Source organism: Bradyrhizobium sp. GW821-FHT13H06 (assembly GCF_058803975.1).
Window position 1 is genome coordinate 116,891 of record NZ_JBXAPN010000006.1, and the last position, 15,389, is coordinate 132,279.

9 protein-coding genes are annotated in these 15,389 nt (G+C 65.6%); 4 read left to right on the plus strand and 5 right to left on the minus strand.

The features are described from left to right. Window positions 1-12: 12 nt before the first annotated feature. The 5 genes from AC1RQP_RS24470 to AC1RQP_RS24490 all read right to left on the minus strand — a co-directional run bounded on the left by AC1RQP_RS24470 (window position 13) and on the right by AC1RQP_RS24490 (window position 6,412). Entirely contained in the window at window positions 13-969 is a 957-nt protein-coding gene (locus tag AC1RQP_RS24470; protein ID WP_492938826.1) for a DUF6492 family protein, read from the minus strand. A 110-nt stretch (window positions 970-1,079) separates the two neighbouring features. Next, on the minus strand, window positions 1,080-1,682 hold the full coding sequence (locus tag AC1RQP_RS24475) for a DUF6036 family nucleotidyltransferase (protein ID WP_492938827.1): 603 nt from the start codon (window positions 1,680-1,682) through the stop codon (window positions 1,080-1,082). Further along, a complete protein-coding gene (locus tag AC1RQP_RS24480) occupies window positions 1,682-2,062 on the minus strand; it encodes a hypothetical protein (protein ID WP_492938828.1) in 381 nt (126 codons plus the stop codon). Before AC1RQP_RS24480 ends, AC1RQP_RS24475 begins: the two co-directional genes overlap by 1 nt. A 71-nt stretch (window positions 2,063-2,133) precedes the next feature. Continuing rightward, window positions 2,134-2,946 carry a protein-L-isoaspartate O-methyltransferase family protein gene (locus tag AC1RQP_RS24485; RefSeq protein WP_492938829.1) on the minus strand — a complete coding sequence of 271 codons (813 nt, stop codon included), beginning with the start codon at window positions 2,944-2,946 and terminating at the stop codon, window positions 2,134-2,136. A 1-nt stretch (window position 2,947) separates the two neighbouring features. Next, a complete protein-coding gene (locus AC1RQP_RS24490) occupies window positions 2,948-6,412 on the minus strand; it encodes an ATP-binding protein (protein WP_492938830.1) in 3,465 nt (1,154 codons plus the stop codon). 137 nt (window positions 6,413-6,549) lie between these two features. On the opposite strand from AC1RQP_RS24490, the gene AC1RQP_RS24495 reads away from it, so the two are divergent. From AC1RQP_RS24495 to AC1RQP_RS24510, 4 genes are all read left to right on the plus strand, one after another. Next, complete coding sequence (locus AC1RQP_RS24495) at window positions 6,550-12,993, plus strand: amino acid adenylation domain-containing protein (RefSeq protein WP_492938831.1); 6,444 nt, start codon at window positions 6,550-6,552, stop codon at window positions 12,991-12,993. 133 nt (window positions 12,994-13,126) lie between these two features. Continuing rightward, complete coding sequence (locus AC1RQP_RS24500) at window positions 13,127-13,297, plus strand: hypothetical protein (protein ID WP_162832039.1); 171 nt, start codon at window positions 13,127-13,129, stop codon at window positions 13,295-13,297. 301 nt (window positions 13,298-13,598) lie between these two features. Further along, window positions 13,599-14,330, plus strand: a complete 732-nt coding sequence (locus tag AC1RQP_RS24505) for a 4'-phosphopantetheinyl transferase family protein (RefSeq protein WP_492938833.1) — start codon at window positions 13,599-13,601, stop codon at window positions 14,328-14,330. Beyond that, window positions 14,327-15,307 carry an LLM class flavin-dependent oxidoreductase gene (locus AC1RQP_RS24510; protein ID WP_492938835.1) on the plus strand — a complete coding sequence of 327 codons (981 nt, stop codon included), beginning with the start codon at window positions 14,327-14,329 and terminating at the stop codon, window positions 15,305-15,307. Before AC1RQP_RS24505 ends, AC1RQP_RS24510 begins: the two co-directional genes overlap by 4 nt. The last annotated feature ends 82 nt before the right edge of the window (window positions 15,308-15,389 follow it).

Sequence of the window (15,389 nt, forward strand, 5' to 3'; positions counted from 1 at the left end):
AGCTTGCAGACTTCAGCTCTGGCGCGTCTTGGGCACTTCGAACGCGGCAGCCTCGCCCATATGGTCGGGAGCCAGGCTCGGACTGCGACGGTCGCGCGAAGAGAGGCGGAACACGTCGCGGATGTCGTCGATCGAGGTCGACGAATAGGACTGGATGCAAAGCGCGACCTGCTCAGGCGAGGCCGTGCGCATCATGGCCTCGATCGCCGGGCGGTCGAGCGGCGTATCGTCCCAGTGCGAGACCGCGATGCTGTCTTCCGTGACGCGATGGGCCGCCAGATGCTCAGGCGAATTGGCGACGAAATTGCCGTACAGCAGATATTCCGAGAACTTCTTCTTCCGGCACAGCGCCAGCGCCCAGCTGAGGCCCGTCGCCGACTTGATGGCGTCGGTCATCGCACGCGCGGTGCCCTTGTCCCAGACCAGCGCGTTGCCGACATAATCGTCCGCCGGGAACGAGCGTTCCTTCATACCCAGAAGCTGATCGATGGTGCGGAGCCACACGCCATGCACCGGGTGGTCCGCGCCGATCGCCCTGCGGGTGACGAAGAGCGGCGTCTTCTCACCGCCGGCATATAGGCCGACGTCGAATTCGCGGAAGAACAGATTGTCCGAATCCAGGATGCAGACGCGCTGCTCGGGCGCATTGAGGATCCCGGCGATCTTCAGGATCTGCTGGATGTGCCAGCCATGCACGGGTGACGACAGCAGCGAGAGCCAGACACGCCGGTTGCTGAGGAACTGGAGGGCCGGCGGCACCGCGAACAGCCATTTCGGCAGGTAGCGCGAGGCCGGAACGATGACCCGCCTGTCGGAGGCGAACCGCGCAAACAGCGCAACGTCCTCATCGTTAACGAGAACATAATGCCGCGTGTATCCCGAGAGCCAGGTATCGATGCTCTCGCTGAGCAGCGAAAAGCGCTCGATATCCTTGGCGTAGCTGGCAGTCAGCAGGGCAACGGAATGCATGGCGCGCGCTCGAATGGCAGTCAGGCCGCACTCATAGCGGCAATGTAGGGCGTTGGAAACTTGCGATCGCAATCAAGGTAAAGCGACACGAAGCACGGCCGCCGGGAAAACTAACTTTCGGACTTCAAACCTCTGACGTAGGCGACCGCTCGGTCCGCAATTGTGGAATCAAGGTCGGTTTCGCGAATCCTTCGCTCGACGAGATCCAGGTCCAAAGGACGCATCGCATGGATCGCGTTGACGAACCGTTTGTCCCTCTCGTCCAGCCTAGCAAGTTTGGACACGACGAGGTCTTCTCGCGCCGGCGCGACGCCCGTCACCGTTCGGCCCGCGACTTCGGTTCGAACTCTGACCGCCCGGGTCTGCCAGCCCTTCGGGAGCCTGGCCGTCGTTTCGTCAACGCCGTCGATGTAAAATCCATGCGTGCGATGAAACGGGCTTTCCGATCCGAAGAGGCCGTCGATGTGTTCGGACGCAATCGGCTGCACACCATCGCGCGTCCGCTTGGCCTCCGTTAGTTCCCAGATTCTCGCGTTTGCCGGGAATGCATCGATTTCAGGCGATTCTCTGGCGGCGTCAGGGGCGTCCGGCATAGAAGCGAGAATTGCCTGGCTACCCACAATGAATACGGTGTCCGTCTTGAATTCGTAGGCCAGGGCCCTGACGACCCTGAGCAGATCATCCAAGCTGCGCAGCGGGCCGCCCCCGGACATTACGACGCTCGGGAGGAAAGAGAGCCCGTGCTTAGACCGCGCTCGACCACGCGTCTCGCGGCCCTCCTCAACCGGATCCTTGCGTCGTAGTCGCCGAAATGAACGTCTTCAACGAGATAGAACGGAGACGAGTTGCGCAAACGCGCCATCTCACGGTCGCGACTGATCAACTTTGACGCGAGCTCCCGGGTTGGCAGAGCAAGCAGTTCCTGCCACTCGCGCACGAAAGGCCAGCCATGGAATTGATCGGCCTGACGTGCGTGGGCTGCCTTCGCCTTGTCCACCAAAGTTGGATCGCGACGAAGTTTCCGCACAATCAGCCGATGCATCATCAGCTTCGCGGTGTCGCCAACCACGCCCTCATTCAATGGATCGTTCATCCTGTTTGTCCGGAGCCGAGTGAAATATAGATAATCCGGGCGGAACAAAAAAGGGCACAACATCCCGATAGTTAAACTTCGGTCCAGCCCGCCTGATCCGCCGGCAGCCCCTGCGCGAGGCTGCGAAAGCGCAGCGGTGCCAGGGCTGATGCTCGCTGCCACCAGTCGGCGACGCGGTCGTCGAGGGCGGTCGTGCCGCGGCCCTGGCCGGGAAAGATCCGGATCTGCTGGATCGCCTCGGCTTCAAACCCCCTGCCCTTGCGCGTGATCCTGAGCGCGGCGCCTTCGCGATCCCGCTGCGTCAGCGGCACCAGAAGACGGCCGCGCGGACGGAGCGACTGGAGCCAGAGCGGGTGCGGCTGCGGGAAGCCGGCATGCACGATGATCACGTCGGCGGGCTCGCCGACGTCCTTGCATCCGTCGCCGTTGACGACGGTGACGTTGCGATATCCGCGCAAGTGGCTCGCCGCTCGGGCCGCGAGCCGCTCGTCGCATTCGACCGCACGTACGCTGCCCCTTGGACCGACCATCTTCGACAGCACCGCGGAGAAATAGCCAAGTCCGCAGCCGATCTGCACGACGCGGTCCCTCTCCCTGACGTCGAGAATGTCGATGAGATGCGCCCACAGGCTCGGCAAGCCGGTGTCGAGCTTGCGGCGGGCGTCGATCGCGACCAGCACATTGTCGTAGAGATGAACGGGATCCGCGTCGGGCGTCAGCCGGTAGCTGCGCGCCGCTTCGCTCTTGATGCGCCAGGGCCCCCTCGGCAGAAAATCCTCGCGCGGAACAGTGGCGAGCGCCTCAAGCAGGCGGGGCGAGGAAATCCGCTCGCGCCTGGCAATCCGCTCCACGTAGCGCGCACGCGCGGCGGCAAGATCGCGCATGTCACAGATCGGCCTGTTCGCGCGCGGGCGTGTCGGTCCCGAGCTCGGTCACGAGCTGCATCGCCTGCTTCAGGTCCGGTGTGTAAAAACCCTCGCTGAACTTGCCCACGACCGGCGCGAGCAGGAGACTTGCGTGCTCGCGCTTGCCGGCTTCCAGCGACAGGCGCGCGAGGCTGACGGCGGTGCGAAGCTCCCAGGACAACGCACCCTGCTTGCGCGCGGTCGCCAGCGACTGGGCGAACAGGTCCTCGGCCTCCCGCACCGAGGCGGGATCGCCATCCAACAGGGTGATCTCGCCTTGAAGGCGATAGACCTCGGCGAGGTAGGAATGATCACCGGTCCGCCGCGCGGTTGCGAGCGCGCCGTCCAGCGCGCGCAAGGCGGCATCCCGCATCCCGACCTTGGCGTAGGCTTCCGCGAGCAGGCAGCGGAACCAGCAGCCGGCGAGCCAGGAATCCATCGCCTCGTACTCGTCGAGGCCGAAGCGCATCTGGCTGAGGCCTTCGTCGGCCTCGCCGAGCTGCGTCAGCGCCCAGCCGCGCAGGATCGTCGCCTGCTGCTTCCAGTGCAGGAAATTGTGCTCGCTGGCGATGATCATGGCGCGGTTGGCGTGGTCGCGCGTACCCTCGACGTCGCGCAAATGCTGGCAGAGATAGGCGCCGAACACGAGCGCGAAGGCGAGCGTGAAGGGATGGCGGATCTTCTCGGCATTGGCGATCGCCTGCTCGCTGTGCTGGCGCGCCGCGTCGGGCCGGCCGAGGAACCAGAGGAGATAGCCGAGATAGGACAGCGAGACGACGCCGGGATCGGTGCCGTGCCGCTCCATCAGGTCGGAGTGCAAATCGGGACTGTAGAGATTGATGCAGCGGTGCAAATGATGCTGCGAGGCGGCAAAGCGGCCGCGATAGAGCATGGTCATCGCGATCGAACGGTGCGCCTCGATCAGATAGCCGGTCTGCTGCGCCGGCTGCGAACGCTCGCTCAGCCGCTGCCGCTTGGCGAATCTCAACAGCTCGACGCTGAGATCGTGCGCGCGGGTGAGATCGGCGCGGATGAAATGGCACACCCAGAGTCCGCGAGTGGCTGCGAAGACCTTTTCGTCGTCATCAAGCTGATGGCCGAGCTCCAGCGCGCGGATGTAGTTTTCCTCGACTTCCTGCACCGCATAGCCCTTGGCGGCAATCAGCGAATTGCCCAGCGCGATGCGCAGCTCGAGCTCCATCTCGTCGGCTCCCGGTATGCCCGCGCTGGCGTGCACGACGCTGAGGCCGCGGCGCAGATGGCCGATCGCCTCCAGATTGGCGCCGCTCCTCGCCGCCTGCTTGCCGGCCTTGAGCCAAAAGCTGGCAGCGCCCTCGCTCTGGCCGGATTCGGTCAGGTGATGGGCGAGCAGCTCCGGCTCGCGCTCGGATTTCTCCGGATACATTTCGGAAAGCACCTGGACGATCCGGGAATGCAGCTTGCGCCGCTCGCTGTGCAACAGGCTCGCATGCGCGGCGTTCTGGATCATCACGTGCTTGAAGGAGTAGATCGCGTCCGGTGGGTGGCCGCGGCGCATGATCAGCCCCGCGTCCTCCAGATGGTTGAGTGCCGCCACGATCTGCTCGGCCGGCGTGTTGGCGACGGCGCGCAGCGTCTCGTAGGAGAACTCGCGACCTATCGTGGCGCCGATCTGCGCGATCCGCTTGAACGGTCCCATCCGGTCGAGCCGCGCCATCAGCGAGTCGGTCAGGGTTGCCGGGATTGCGAGCTGCCGCCACGGCCCGGACAGCACATAGCGCCCGTGCCGCTCGGTCAGGAGGTCGGATTCGAGAACCGTCTTGGTCAGCTCCTCCAAGAACAGCGGCACGCCGTCGGTCTTGACGATGATCTCCTCGACGACCTCCTTGGGCAGCTCGCGTCCCGCAACGCGCTCGACCAGCGTCGTGCGCAATTGCCGGCTCAGGCGGTTCAGGACCACGGTGGTGATGTGCGAATGCGCGCTCCAGCTCGGCTGGAATTCGGAGCGCGCGGTGATGATGACCAGGATCGGCCGGTTCTGCACCCGGTCGACCAGAAGGTCGATCACCTCGCGGGACGTCGGGTCGATCCAGTGCAAGTCCTCGAACGCGATCACCAGCGGCATCTCGCGCGCAAGGCCGAGGAAATGATTGACCAGCGCCACGACGGTCGCATCCTTCTGCTGCCGCGGCGACAGTTCGAGCGGCGGATAGCGGTCTCCGGTCGGTATCGACAGCAGCGCGGCAAACAGCGGCATGACCTGCTCGATGTCGCCATGAGCGGCGGCGATCGCGGTCTCGAGGCTCGCCAGCGACAGCGCGGACGACTCCTCGCGATCGAGGCCGAGGGAGAATTTCAGCTGATCGACGAACGGATGGAACGCCGTGGAGGTGTAGTAAGGCGAGCATTGGAGCGAGACTTGTCCATGGCGGTCGCCCGATATCCGCTCGAAGATTTCCTGGATGATGCGCGACTTGCCGATGCCGGGCTCGCCGAACTTGACCACGACCTGACCGTCGCCGTCCTTGGCCTGCTGCCAGCGCCCCATCAACAGCGCGATCTCCTCCTCGCGGTTGACGAGCGGCGTCAACCGCGAGCCCCTGGCGGCGGCGAAGCGGGTCTCCACCCGCGAGGCGCGCACCACGTGCCAGGCCTGTGCCTTCTCGGGGATACCCTTCAGGACATGGACGCCGAGATTGCGGTAGTCGAACTTCCCCTTCAGCAGCGACTGCGTCGAGGCCGAGATCACCACGCCATTGGGCGGCGCCAGGGCCTGCAGGCGCGCAGCGAGATTGACGGTTTCGCCGACTGCGGAGTCGCGTTCTTCGGTGCCCTGGCCGACGAGGTCGCCGACCACGACGAGGCCGGTCGCGATCCCGATGCGGACGGCGGGTGAATGGCTGAGCGCACCGCGCTGCTCGACCGCGTGCGCAGTCGACAGCACCCGCACGATCTCGAGCCCGGCGCGCACCGCGCGCTCGGCATCGTCCTCATGTGCGGTCGGATAGCCGAAATAGACCAGGATACCGTCGCCGACGAAACGGGCGGCAAAGCCCTCGTAATGCTTGACCACGCGAACGCAGGTTTCGCGGAAGCCCGCAATCATGTCGCGGACGTCTTCGGGATCGAACTGCGCGGATAGCGAGGTGGAATCCACCATGTCGCAGAACATCGTGGTGAGCTGGCGCCGTTCGGCTCCGACCTCCGCCCGTGCTTGCGGACGCACCGCCTCGGTTGGCGCCTCCGCCGTTTCCGCTTGAAACAGCGCCGCCATCGCCCGCTGGATCCGCTTGCGATCGCCGAGCGGCAGTCCGAGGTCGACCAGGTCGGATTCGGTCAGGTCCCCGATCACGTCGAGATCGAGACGGTGCTGCGCGAAGAGATCGGTGTAGTGACCGAGGCCGATACCGTCGAGCCAGCGCTTCAGCTCGCCTTCCGTCCCCGTGCCCGGCTCATTCTCCAGCATGGTGATTCTGCCCGACCATCACTCCGTCGAAGGGCTCTGGGGGCCCCTCAACCACAGATTTTGGGGCTCAAACTTCACCTCAGACTGGACGCGTTCCCCAACTTTTTGGAAGAATAGCCCAATCGGATCAAAAGGGAATGGCGTTGTCGGACATTGCATCCGGAGCAGACGGAGGATCAGCCGCTGCCACGGCCGAAACGAAGATATTCGCGCATATCAGCGGCCTTCTCGAATTCTACGCGCGCAGGACGCCGGCGGCGGCCGCACTCCTCGCCCCTGGCCGGCCGGTTCTCACCTACCGCGCCTTGGCCGACCGGACGCAGGATCTGATCGGCACGCTGCGCGGGCTCGGCATCGCGCCTGCGGACCGCATTGCAGTTGCACTGCCGCGTGGCGCCGACAGTGCGTTGGCATTGATCGCGGTCGCGTCGGCCGCCGTATGCATCCCCGTCAGTCCGGATCTGACGGCGGACGAGCTGCAACGCTATTTCAGCGAACTGAAGTTGGCGGCGCTCGTGACCCGGGCCGACATGAATTCGGCGAGCCGCGACGTCGCCAGGGCGCTCGATATCGCGGTGATCGATTTCGTGCCGGGGCCGAAAGACGATCTCGGCGGTTGCGCGTTCATCGGCCCGCCGGTCGGACCGGCGAGCACCAGTGGTCCCTCGCGCGGGGACGACGATGCGTTCATCCTGTTGACGTCAGGCACGGCGGCGCGGCCGAAGATGGTGCCGCTGACGCATCGCAATGTCTGCCTGTCCGCTTACAATGCCGGCCATGTGCTGTCGCTCACGTCGCGCGATCGCCTGCTCAACGTCCTCCCGCTGTTTCATGCCCATGGCTTGATCTCCGGCCTTCTCACGGCGCTGGCCGCGGGCTCCAGCGTGATCTGCACCGACGGCTTCGATTCTTCGTCCTTCTTCGGCTGGATGCGGGAGCTGCAACCGACCTGGTACACGGCGGTGCCGACCATTCATCGCGCATTGCTGACGGCGGCGGAGGCGAACCCGGACCATGCCCGACCGTCGTCGCTGCGCGTGATCCGCTCGGCCTCGGCCTCGCTCGCGCCTGCGATTCTTCGAGGGCTGGAGGCGACGTTCGGCGTTCCCGTGCTGGAGACCTACGGGATGACGGAAGCGGCCTCGCAGATCGCGGCCAATCCGTTCGAGCTGCGCAAGGTCGGATCGGTCGGCCGAGCCGCCGGCCCCGAGATCGCGATCATGGACGAGGCGGGCCGCACGCTTGCGAGCGGCGCGCGCGGCGAGATCATGCTGCGCGGGCCCAACATGAGCCGCGGCTATTATAATGACGAGGCGGCGACGCAGGCTGCGTTCCGCAATGGCTGGTTCCGGACCGGCGACCTCGGCTATCTCGATGCCGACGGCTATCTTTTCATCGTCGGCCGCATCAAGGACGTCATCAACCGCGGTGGGCAGAAGATCTCGCCGCTGGAAGTGGAAGAAGTTCTGCTCAGCCACCCGACGGTGCTGGAGGCCGGCGTGTTTGCCGTGCCGCACCCGAAGCTCGGCGAGAACGTCGCCGCCGTCGTGGTGCTGCGGCCGAATTCCGAGCCCACTTCCGACCAGTTGCGCCAGTTCGCACGAAAGCGGCTCGCAGCCTACAAGGTACCGAGCCTGATCCGCAGCGTCGCGGCACTGCCGAAAGGCGCCAGCGGCAAGGTCAAACGCGGTGCGCTGGCCGGACTGATTGCGGCAGTGGACGGCCGTGACGAGACCCGGCTGCCGCGCAATGCGATGGAGACCCAGCTCGCCGAAATCTGGGCTGGTCTGTTGGAGCTGCCGCAGCTCGGCGCCGACCAGGACGTCTTCGCGCTCGGCGCGGACTCGCTCGCGGTGACGCAGATGCGCTCGCGCCTGCGCGAACGCTTCAATGTCGAGTTCTCGTTCGAGGACATCTTCGATTGCACCACGGTCGCAGCACTTGCGGCCCGGATCGAAACCGCCGCAAGCCGGCGCGAGGCGGCGCTGCCGGCCTGGCGCCACACTACGGGCGCAGACGCACCGCTGTCGTTCCAGCAGCAGCGGATGTACGTCCTCTCGCGGCTCGACCCGACCCGCTACAATTACAATGTCGTCGAAATTGCGCTCTTCGACGGCCCGGTCGACGTCGCCGCGCTCTCTGCGAGCCTCACTGCGATGTGCACACGCCATGAGACGCTGCGCACAATCTTCATCGAACGTCGGGGCGAGCCGGCGCAGCTTGTGCTGTCATCGCCGCCGCAACTCGCGCGCGTCAAGCTCAAGCCCTGCCCTGCCGGCAAGCGGCTCGCGGTTGTCCGGCGCGAGGCGCTCAAGCTCGCGCAATATCCGTTCGACCTGGCTCACGAGCCGCCGCTGAAGGTCACGTTGCTGTCGTTCGACGGGAACAGCCATGCGCTGTTGGTCAACGTCCATCATCTCGTCACCGACGGCTGGTCGCAGCGGCTGTTCTGGGAGGAGCTCGCCGTCCACTACGCCGCGGCGCGCAGGAAGCACCCGGCCGCGCTGCCTCCGCCCGCGTTCCAGTATCGCGACTTCACGCTCTGGCAGCAGAGCTGGGCGCAGACGCCGGCGGCGAAGGAGCAGCTCGATTATTGGAGGACCCAGCTCAACGGCGTCACCACGCTGCCGCTGCGAACGGACCGGCCCAGGCCGGAGGTCTGGAGCGGTCACGGCGCGCGCCACTATCTCGAATTTTCCAAGACGGTGTCGGGCGGCCTGCGCGCACTGAGCCAGAGCCAGGGCGTCACGCCGTTCATGACGCTGCTGGCGGCCTTCCAGTGCCTGTTGTTCCGCCACACCTCGCATGAGGATGTCGCGACCGGCTCACTGATCGCCAACCGCAACCAGATCGAGAGCGAACGCCTGATCGGGCTGTTCGCCAACACCCTGATCCTGCGCAACGATTTCAGCGGCGATCCGAGCTTCGGCGAGATGTTGCGGCGGGTGCGACAGGTCACGTTGGACGCCTACCGCAACCAGGACCTCCCGATCGAGGAAGTGTTGCGCGCGCTCCAGATCGCGCGCCGCAGCGACGGCAATCCGCTGTTCCGGATCATGTTCATCCTCCAGAACGCCTCGATCGAGGCGGCACGCTTTCCCGGCCTGTCGGCACGGCGGCTGGAAATCGATCCGAAAGTGGCGCGCTTCGACATTACGCTCGAACTGGTCGAGGCCGATGGCCGCTTCAGCGGGTTCTTCGAATACGCCACCGACCTGTTCGACGCCGCGACGATCGCAGGCATGGCCGCCCAGTTCAGGACGTTGCTCAAGGCCGTCATCGCCAATCCGGAACAGCGCATCTCGCGCCTGCCGCTGCTGACCGAGGCCGAACGACGGCTGTTGCTGGCGAAAGGCCGGGGCGTGCCGGCCAATTTCACGACGCGCGGCAATTTGAGCGAACGCTTCGAGCGCCAGGCGAGGAAGACGCCGAACGCTGTTGCGGTGTCGGACGGCCGCACGTCCCTGAGCTATCGCGAGCTGGCGCACCGCAGCCTGGCGGCCGCGCGCTGGCTGGCCCGTGAGGGTATCGGCGCCGAGAGCGTCGTCGCCTTGCTCGCAGAGCGCGGGCCCGACCTGCTCGCCGCGATGATCGCGGTGCAGCGCGTCGGCGCGGCCTTCCTCAATCTCGATCCCGACCAGCCGACGGCCCGGCTCACGACCATGCTCGGATCGAGCTGTGCCCGCGTGCTGCTGGCCGGACGGGCTCAGTTCCCCATGGTCGAGGCACTGCTCGAGCCGCTGGTCGAACGCATGCAGGTGGCCGCGCTCGAAGACGCGATTGCCTCGGGGGTGACCAAGCCGGCTCGCGCCGCACCGCGGGCCGCCTCCAGCCTCGCCTATCTCGTCTATACGTCGGGCTCCTCCGGCGCGCCGAAGGGCGTCATGATCGAGCAGCGCGGCCTGTCGAACCACCTCGCTTCGCTCATCTCCGAGCTCGACCTCTCCGCCAGCGACGTGATCGCGCAGACCGCGCCGCAGAGCTTCGTCATCTCGGTCTGGCAATTCCTCGCCGGGCCGATGGTCGGCGCGCGCGTGCATGTCTGCGGCGACGCGATCGTGCGGGACCCGATCCTGCTGGCGCGGGAGATCGAGCGTGAGGGCATCACGGTGCTCGAGATCGTGCCTTCGCTGCTGCGCGTCATTCTCGATCGCCTGGACGAAGTGCCGGTGTTGCGTGCCTTCTCTGAATTGCGGCTCCTGATCTCGACCGGAGAGCCATTGCCCGTCGAGCTTTGCCGCGCCTGGTTCGCCCGCTGTCCAGGAGTGCCACTGATCAATGCCTATGGCGCGTCGGAATGCTCCGACGACGTCTCCCTGCATCGCCTGACCAAGGCGCCGGCGATCGCGACGGGCAACGTTCCGGTCGGCGCGCCGCTGCCGAACACCCAGCTCTACGTGCTCGACGCAAACCTCCAGCCGCAGCCGATCGGCGTGACCGGCGAGCTCTGCATCGGCGGTGCCGGCGTCGGCCGTGGCTATGTCAACGATCCCGCGCAAAGCCGGCAGCGCTTCATCCCCGATCCGTTCTCGCGCCAGCAGGGCGGCCGGCTCTACCGGACTGGCGATCTTGCCAGGCGCCGCGCCGACGGGACGATCGAATGCCTCGGCCGTGCCGACCATCAGGTCAAGATCCGCGGCCATCGTATCGAGCTCAAGGAGATCGAGAACGCGCTTGCCGATCATCCAGGCGTGCGCGCCGGCATCGTCGAGCCGCGCCGCGAGGCGAGCGGCGATATCAGGCTGATCGCCCATATCGTCGCAAAGCCCGGCAGCCGGAGCAGCGCCAGCGAGCTGCGCGAATTCCTCAAAGCCAGGCTGTCGGCCCACGCCATCCCGTCGGCCTTCCTGTTCCTGGATCAGGTGCCGCTCAACGCCCATGGCAAGATCGACCGCTCTGCGCTGCTGGCGCCCGTCCAGCAGGAAACGTCCGGGCCGGACGCGGCCGTGCCGGCGCGGCGCTTCACCGAAAAGGTGCTCTCAGACATCTGGATCGACCTGCTGAAGCTCGAGAGCATCGGTGTGACCGACAATTTCTTCGATCTCGGCGGCCATTCGCTGCTGGCTGGCCAGGCGATGGCGCGCGTTGCCCGCGCGCTCGGCGTGTCGCTGCCGATCAAGTCCATCTTCGAGGCACCGACGATCGAGGAGCTCGCTCGGCGGGTCGACGGGGCCGTGGCGGCGAAGCCGCACAAGCCTGCCGCAAGCGTGCCGCGATTGGCTGCGAGCGGGCCTCCCGCGCTTTCCATCGCGCAGGATCAGATGCTGCGGATCGAGCGGAATCTGCCGGAGCTGCCGTTGTTCAACCTGCCCTTCGCCTTCCGTCTGCAGGGCCCGCTCGATCCGGCCGCCCTGGCAAAGGCGATCGATGATGTCGTGCGCCGGCACGAATCGCTGCGGACCGCGTTCACCTGGAACGGCGAGGAGCCCGAAAGCCGCATCGTTGCGCCTCGGGCCCTTGGCCCCGTCATGACCGTCGAGACGATCGGCGACGGTCAGCCCCACAACAACAAGCGGCGCAGGGCGCTCGAACTCAGGAAGATCAATCTCCTGATCGAGCAGGAGACCTATACCCCGATCGACACCACGCGCGCGCCGCTGCTGCGCGCCCGGTTGTTGCGGCTCCACGACGACGACCACGTGCTCTTGCTGACGCTGCATCATGCCGTTGTCGACGGCTGGTCGATCGGCGTGCTGTTCGAGGAATTGTCGAGCCGGTATGCGGCGCTGGCCGGATATCCGTCGGTGCCGCTGCCGAAGCCGCCAGCGGCTTATTCGGCGGTCGCACGCTGGCAGCGCTGGTGGTGCGATACCGACGCCGTCCGCCGCCAGGCGTCCGACTGGACGGAGAATTTGCGCGGAGCGGGCCCCGTCTTCGACGGCGAAGCGCGCCCGGGCGCCTCCACCGGGCACCATCCGGTCAGCCTCGAGCGTGAACTGGTCGGCCGGCTCACGGCGTTCGCCGGCCGGCACAATTGCACGCTATTCATGTGCCTGCTCACCGGCCTGAAGGGCATGCTGCTGGCGCGGACGGGCCGCACCGACATCGCGGTCGCGACCGCCATGGCCAATCGGGCCCAGCCGGACACCGACCGCATCATCGGCCCGTTCGAGAACACGGTAATCGTCCGTACGACAATCACGCCGGAGCTGTCGTTCGCGCAGGCCCTGATGCGGGTGCGCCAGAGCGTGCTCGACGCGCATGGGCGGCAGGAGCTGCCGTTCAGCATCCTGGCCGACCATCTGGAGCAGGAGGGGATCGATCCGGCCTCGCTGCTCCAGGTCTATTTCACGCTGCAGAATCCACTGCGCCAGCCGCTCGATCTGCCGGATCTCGCAACAGAATCGATCGGCAACATCGCGCGCGAAGGCCAGCCGGTGCTGCCGATCGACCAGACCCGGCTGTCGCTGATGCTCAAGGAGCGGCCGACCGGCATCACCGGCTCATGCAACTACAAGCGCGAGTTGCTCGAGGGCCGAACGGTCGGCGAGTGGATGGAGGATCTCGTCGCGCTGCTGATTGCGGCCGTCGCGCAGCCCAACACACCGCTCGGCCGGTTACTCGCTCGCAGGGCAGCCTGAGCGGGTCGCGTCGAGGGCGGATTCACGCGCCGAGGCTGTGAATGATCAAGTTGCGTCTTGATTATTTGGCGTCGCCGCGCAAGATTATTCCCACGCTTCGATTTGGACGATTATTTTCAACCGGGGGAGTGTTATGGGTTTCATCAAATTTACCAAGGGCACCTCGTTGAGCGACAAGGACCGCAAGGCCCTCCAGAAGCTGCTGACCAACGAGAAGAAGAAGCTGCAATCCGCGCTGAAGGACGTCGACGCCAGCCTTTCGATGCTGGGTGGGTCGAAGAAGACCAAGAAGAAAAAGAAGTAAAATTCGCCGGCCGGGACGCCGCAGCAATCTTCAGACTTCAACGTTCGAGCTTCAGTTTTCGGACCTTGGATTTCAGTCTTTGACTTTCGGTCTTTAGTTTTCGGCCTTTAGTATTCGGTCGTAGGCCGCTCGCTGGTCGAGTTGGGGTCTCGCACAAGCTTGCGCCTGTAAACCGGCCTGCAAATCGACAAGAATTCGCCTGGGTGGGCCATTAGGAACGGTCCTCCTGGTGATTCTTGCTCAGTTGAATCTTCCGTCAGGACCGGGGATTTGGCCTCGCCTGACGTCATGGGCCCAAGTGATGGCGGACGACAGAATTGAACTCTTTGTCGGGCTGATCGAGGCCATTGACAGGCCGGGCGCGGTCGAGGCGTGCCGGCGTCTGCTCTCGGTCGACGAACGAGCCCGGGCCGATCGCTTCATGTTCGAGCGGCACCGGCGGCAATACATCTTCGCACACGCCATGTTGCGCCTCGCACTATCGCAGGTCGCGCGCAACGTCGCGCCCTCCGACTGGTCCTTTGCCGCGGGCCGCTATGGGCGGCCGTTTGTCGCAGCGCCGGTCAGCTCGACCGCGCTGCATTTCAGCCTGTCGCATGCCGACGGATGCGTTGCCTGCGTGGTGTCGCGGCATGAGGCGGTCGGGGTCGACGTCGAAACCGTGTCCCGGCGCGTCGCCCCGCTGTCCACCGCGCTCCGCTTCTTTGCGCCGGAGGAGGTCGAAACGCTGCGCGGACTGCCCGAGCCCGCGGCCATCGAGCGCTTCTTCGACTATTGGACGCTCAAGGAGGCCTATCTGAAGGCGAGAGGCTTTGGACTCAATTTGCCGCTCGACGCCTTCGCGATGCAGGTGTCGCGCGAGGCCATCGAGATCAGCTTCAAGCCCGACATCGCCGACGATCCGGACGGCTGGCGCTTCTCGCTATGCTCGCCATCGCCCTCGCATCGCCTTGCGATCGCCGACGGCTCCCGCGCGAACGGCGGCCTTCCCATCAGCCGCCATGCCTGGCCGCTCCAGCAAGCGGCTGAATGATGCCGCCGCGGCTGCGTGTCTTTCCGGCGATTTCACGCAACCGCGATCCCAAGGCCTATATCGGCGAGCTGATGCGGGTGGCCCGGTTCGCCGACCGCAACGGCTTCGAAGGCATCCTGCTGTTCGAAGGCAATGACGTGTTCGTCGAGCCCTGGGCGATGGCCCAGCACATCATGGCAGAGACGACGCGGAGCTCGCCGCTGATCGCCGTCAATCCGCTCTACATGCACCCGTTCACCGCCGCGAAATTCGTTTCGTCCTTCGCGCAGCTCTACGACCGCAAGGTCTATCTCAACATGATCACGGGAACGGCGGTCAGCGACTTGGAGGGGCTGGGCGACGAACAGTCGCATGCCGATCGCTACGTTCGGCTCGGCGAATACGTCGCGCTGATGCGCCAGTTGCTGGCAAGCCCGCGACCTGTCAATTTCGCGGGCCGGTTCTACCGCGCCAGCAATCTGCAACTTCGTCCGCTCCCGCGTGCGGAGCTGATGCCGGAGTTCCTGATCGCCGGCCAATCCGAGGCGGCCCAGCGCGTCGCGGAGGAGACCGGCTGCATCAAGATGCAGATGCTGCCGCCCGACCTCGATCGCGGGCTCGACGCAGCAGGCATGAACTTTGGAATTTTCGCGCGCGCGGACCGCGACGAGGCCCGGCAGGCCGCAAAGGCGCGCTTTCGCGACAATCAAGATGATCGCGAGCTGCTCGCGCTCACGGTGGAGAACAGCGACTCCGTGTGGAAGCGCCGGCTCTATGAGGGGCAAAGCGGCGAGCTTCAGGACAACGGCTACTGGCTGCTGCCGTTCCTAACCTTCCAGGCCGACTGCCCCTATCTCGTCGGCAGCTACGAAGAGATCGGCGCGAGGCTGAAGCAGTTTTCGGCGAAAGGCCTGACCACGATCATGCTGGACATGGTCGCCGACGAGTCCGAGATGCAGCACGTCTGCAAGGCGCTCGCGGCGAGCGGGATGTTCTAGGTTCTTCTCCCTCACCCCGCACGCGGCAGGGCTATCGCATATGAGTTCTTGGCGGGACCTGAGCGCGCGCCTCGTCCTTCGA

Excerpts from the sequence above, each read along its gene's own strand:
- AC1RQP_RS24470 (WP_492938826.1), bottom strand. The coding sequence starts at position 969 with ATGCATTCCGTTGCCCTGCTGACTGCCAGCTACGCCAAGGATATCGAG.
- AC1RQP_RS24475 (WP_492938827.1), bottom strand. The coding sequence starts at position 1,682 with ATGTCCGGGGGCGGCCCGCTGCGCAGCTTGGATGATCTGCTCAGGGTC.
- AC1RQP_RS24480 (WP_492938828.1), bottom strand. The coding sequence starts at position 2,062 with ATGAACGATCCATTGAATGAGGGCGTGGTTGGCGACACCGCGAAGCTG.
- AC1RQP_RS24485 (WP_492938829.1), bottom strand. The coding sequence starts at position 2,946 with ATGCGCGATCTTGCCGCCGCGCGTGCGCGCTACGTGGAGCGGATTGCC.
- AC1RQP_RS24490 (WP_492938830.1), bottom strand. The coding sequence starts at position 6,412 with ATGCTGGAGAATGAGCCGGGCACGGGGACGGAAGGCGAGCTGAAGCGC.
- AC1RQP_RS24495 (WP_492938831.1), top strand. The coding sequence starts at position 6,550 with ATGGCGTTGTCGGACATTGCATCCGGAGCAGACGGAGGATCAGCCGCT.
- AC1RQP_RS24500 (WP_162832039.1), top strand. The coding sequence starts at position 13,127 with ATGGGTTTCATCAAATTTACCAAGGGCACCTCGTTGAGCGACAAGGAC.
- AC1RQP_RS24505 (WP_492938833.1), top strand. The coding sequence starts at position 13,599 with ATGGCGGACGACAGAATTGAACTCTTTGTCGGGCTGATCGAGGCCATT.
- AC1RQP_RS24510 (WP_492938835.1), top strand. The coding sequence starts at position 14,327 with ATGATGCCGCCGCGGCTGCGTGTCTTTCCGGCGATTTCACGCAACCGC.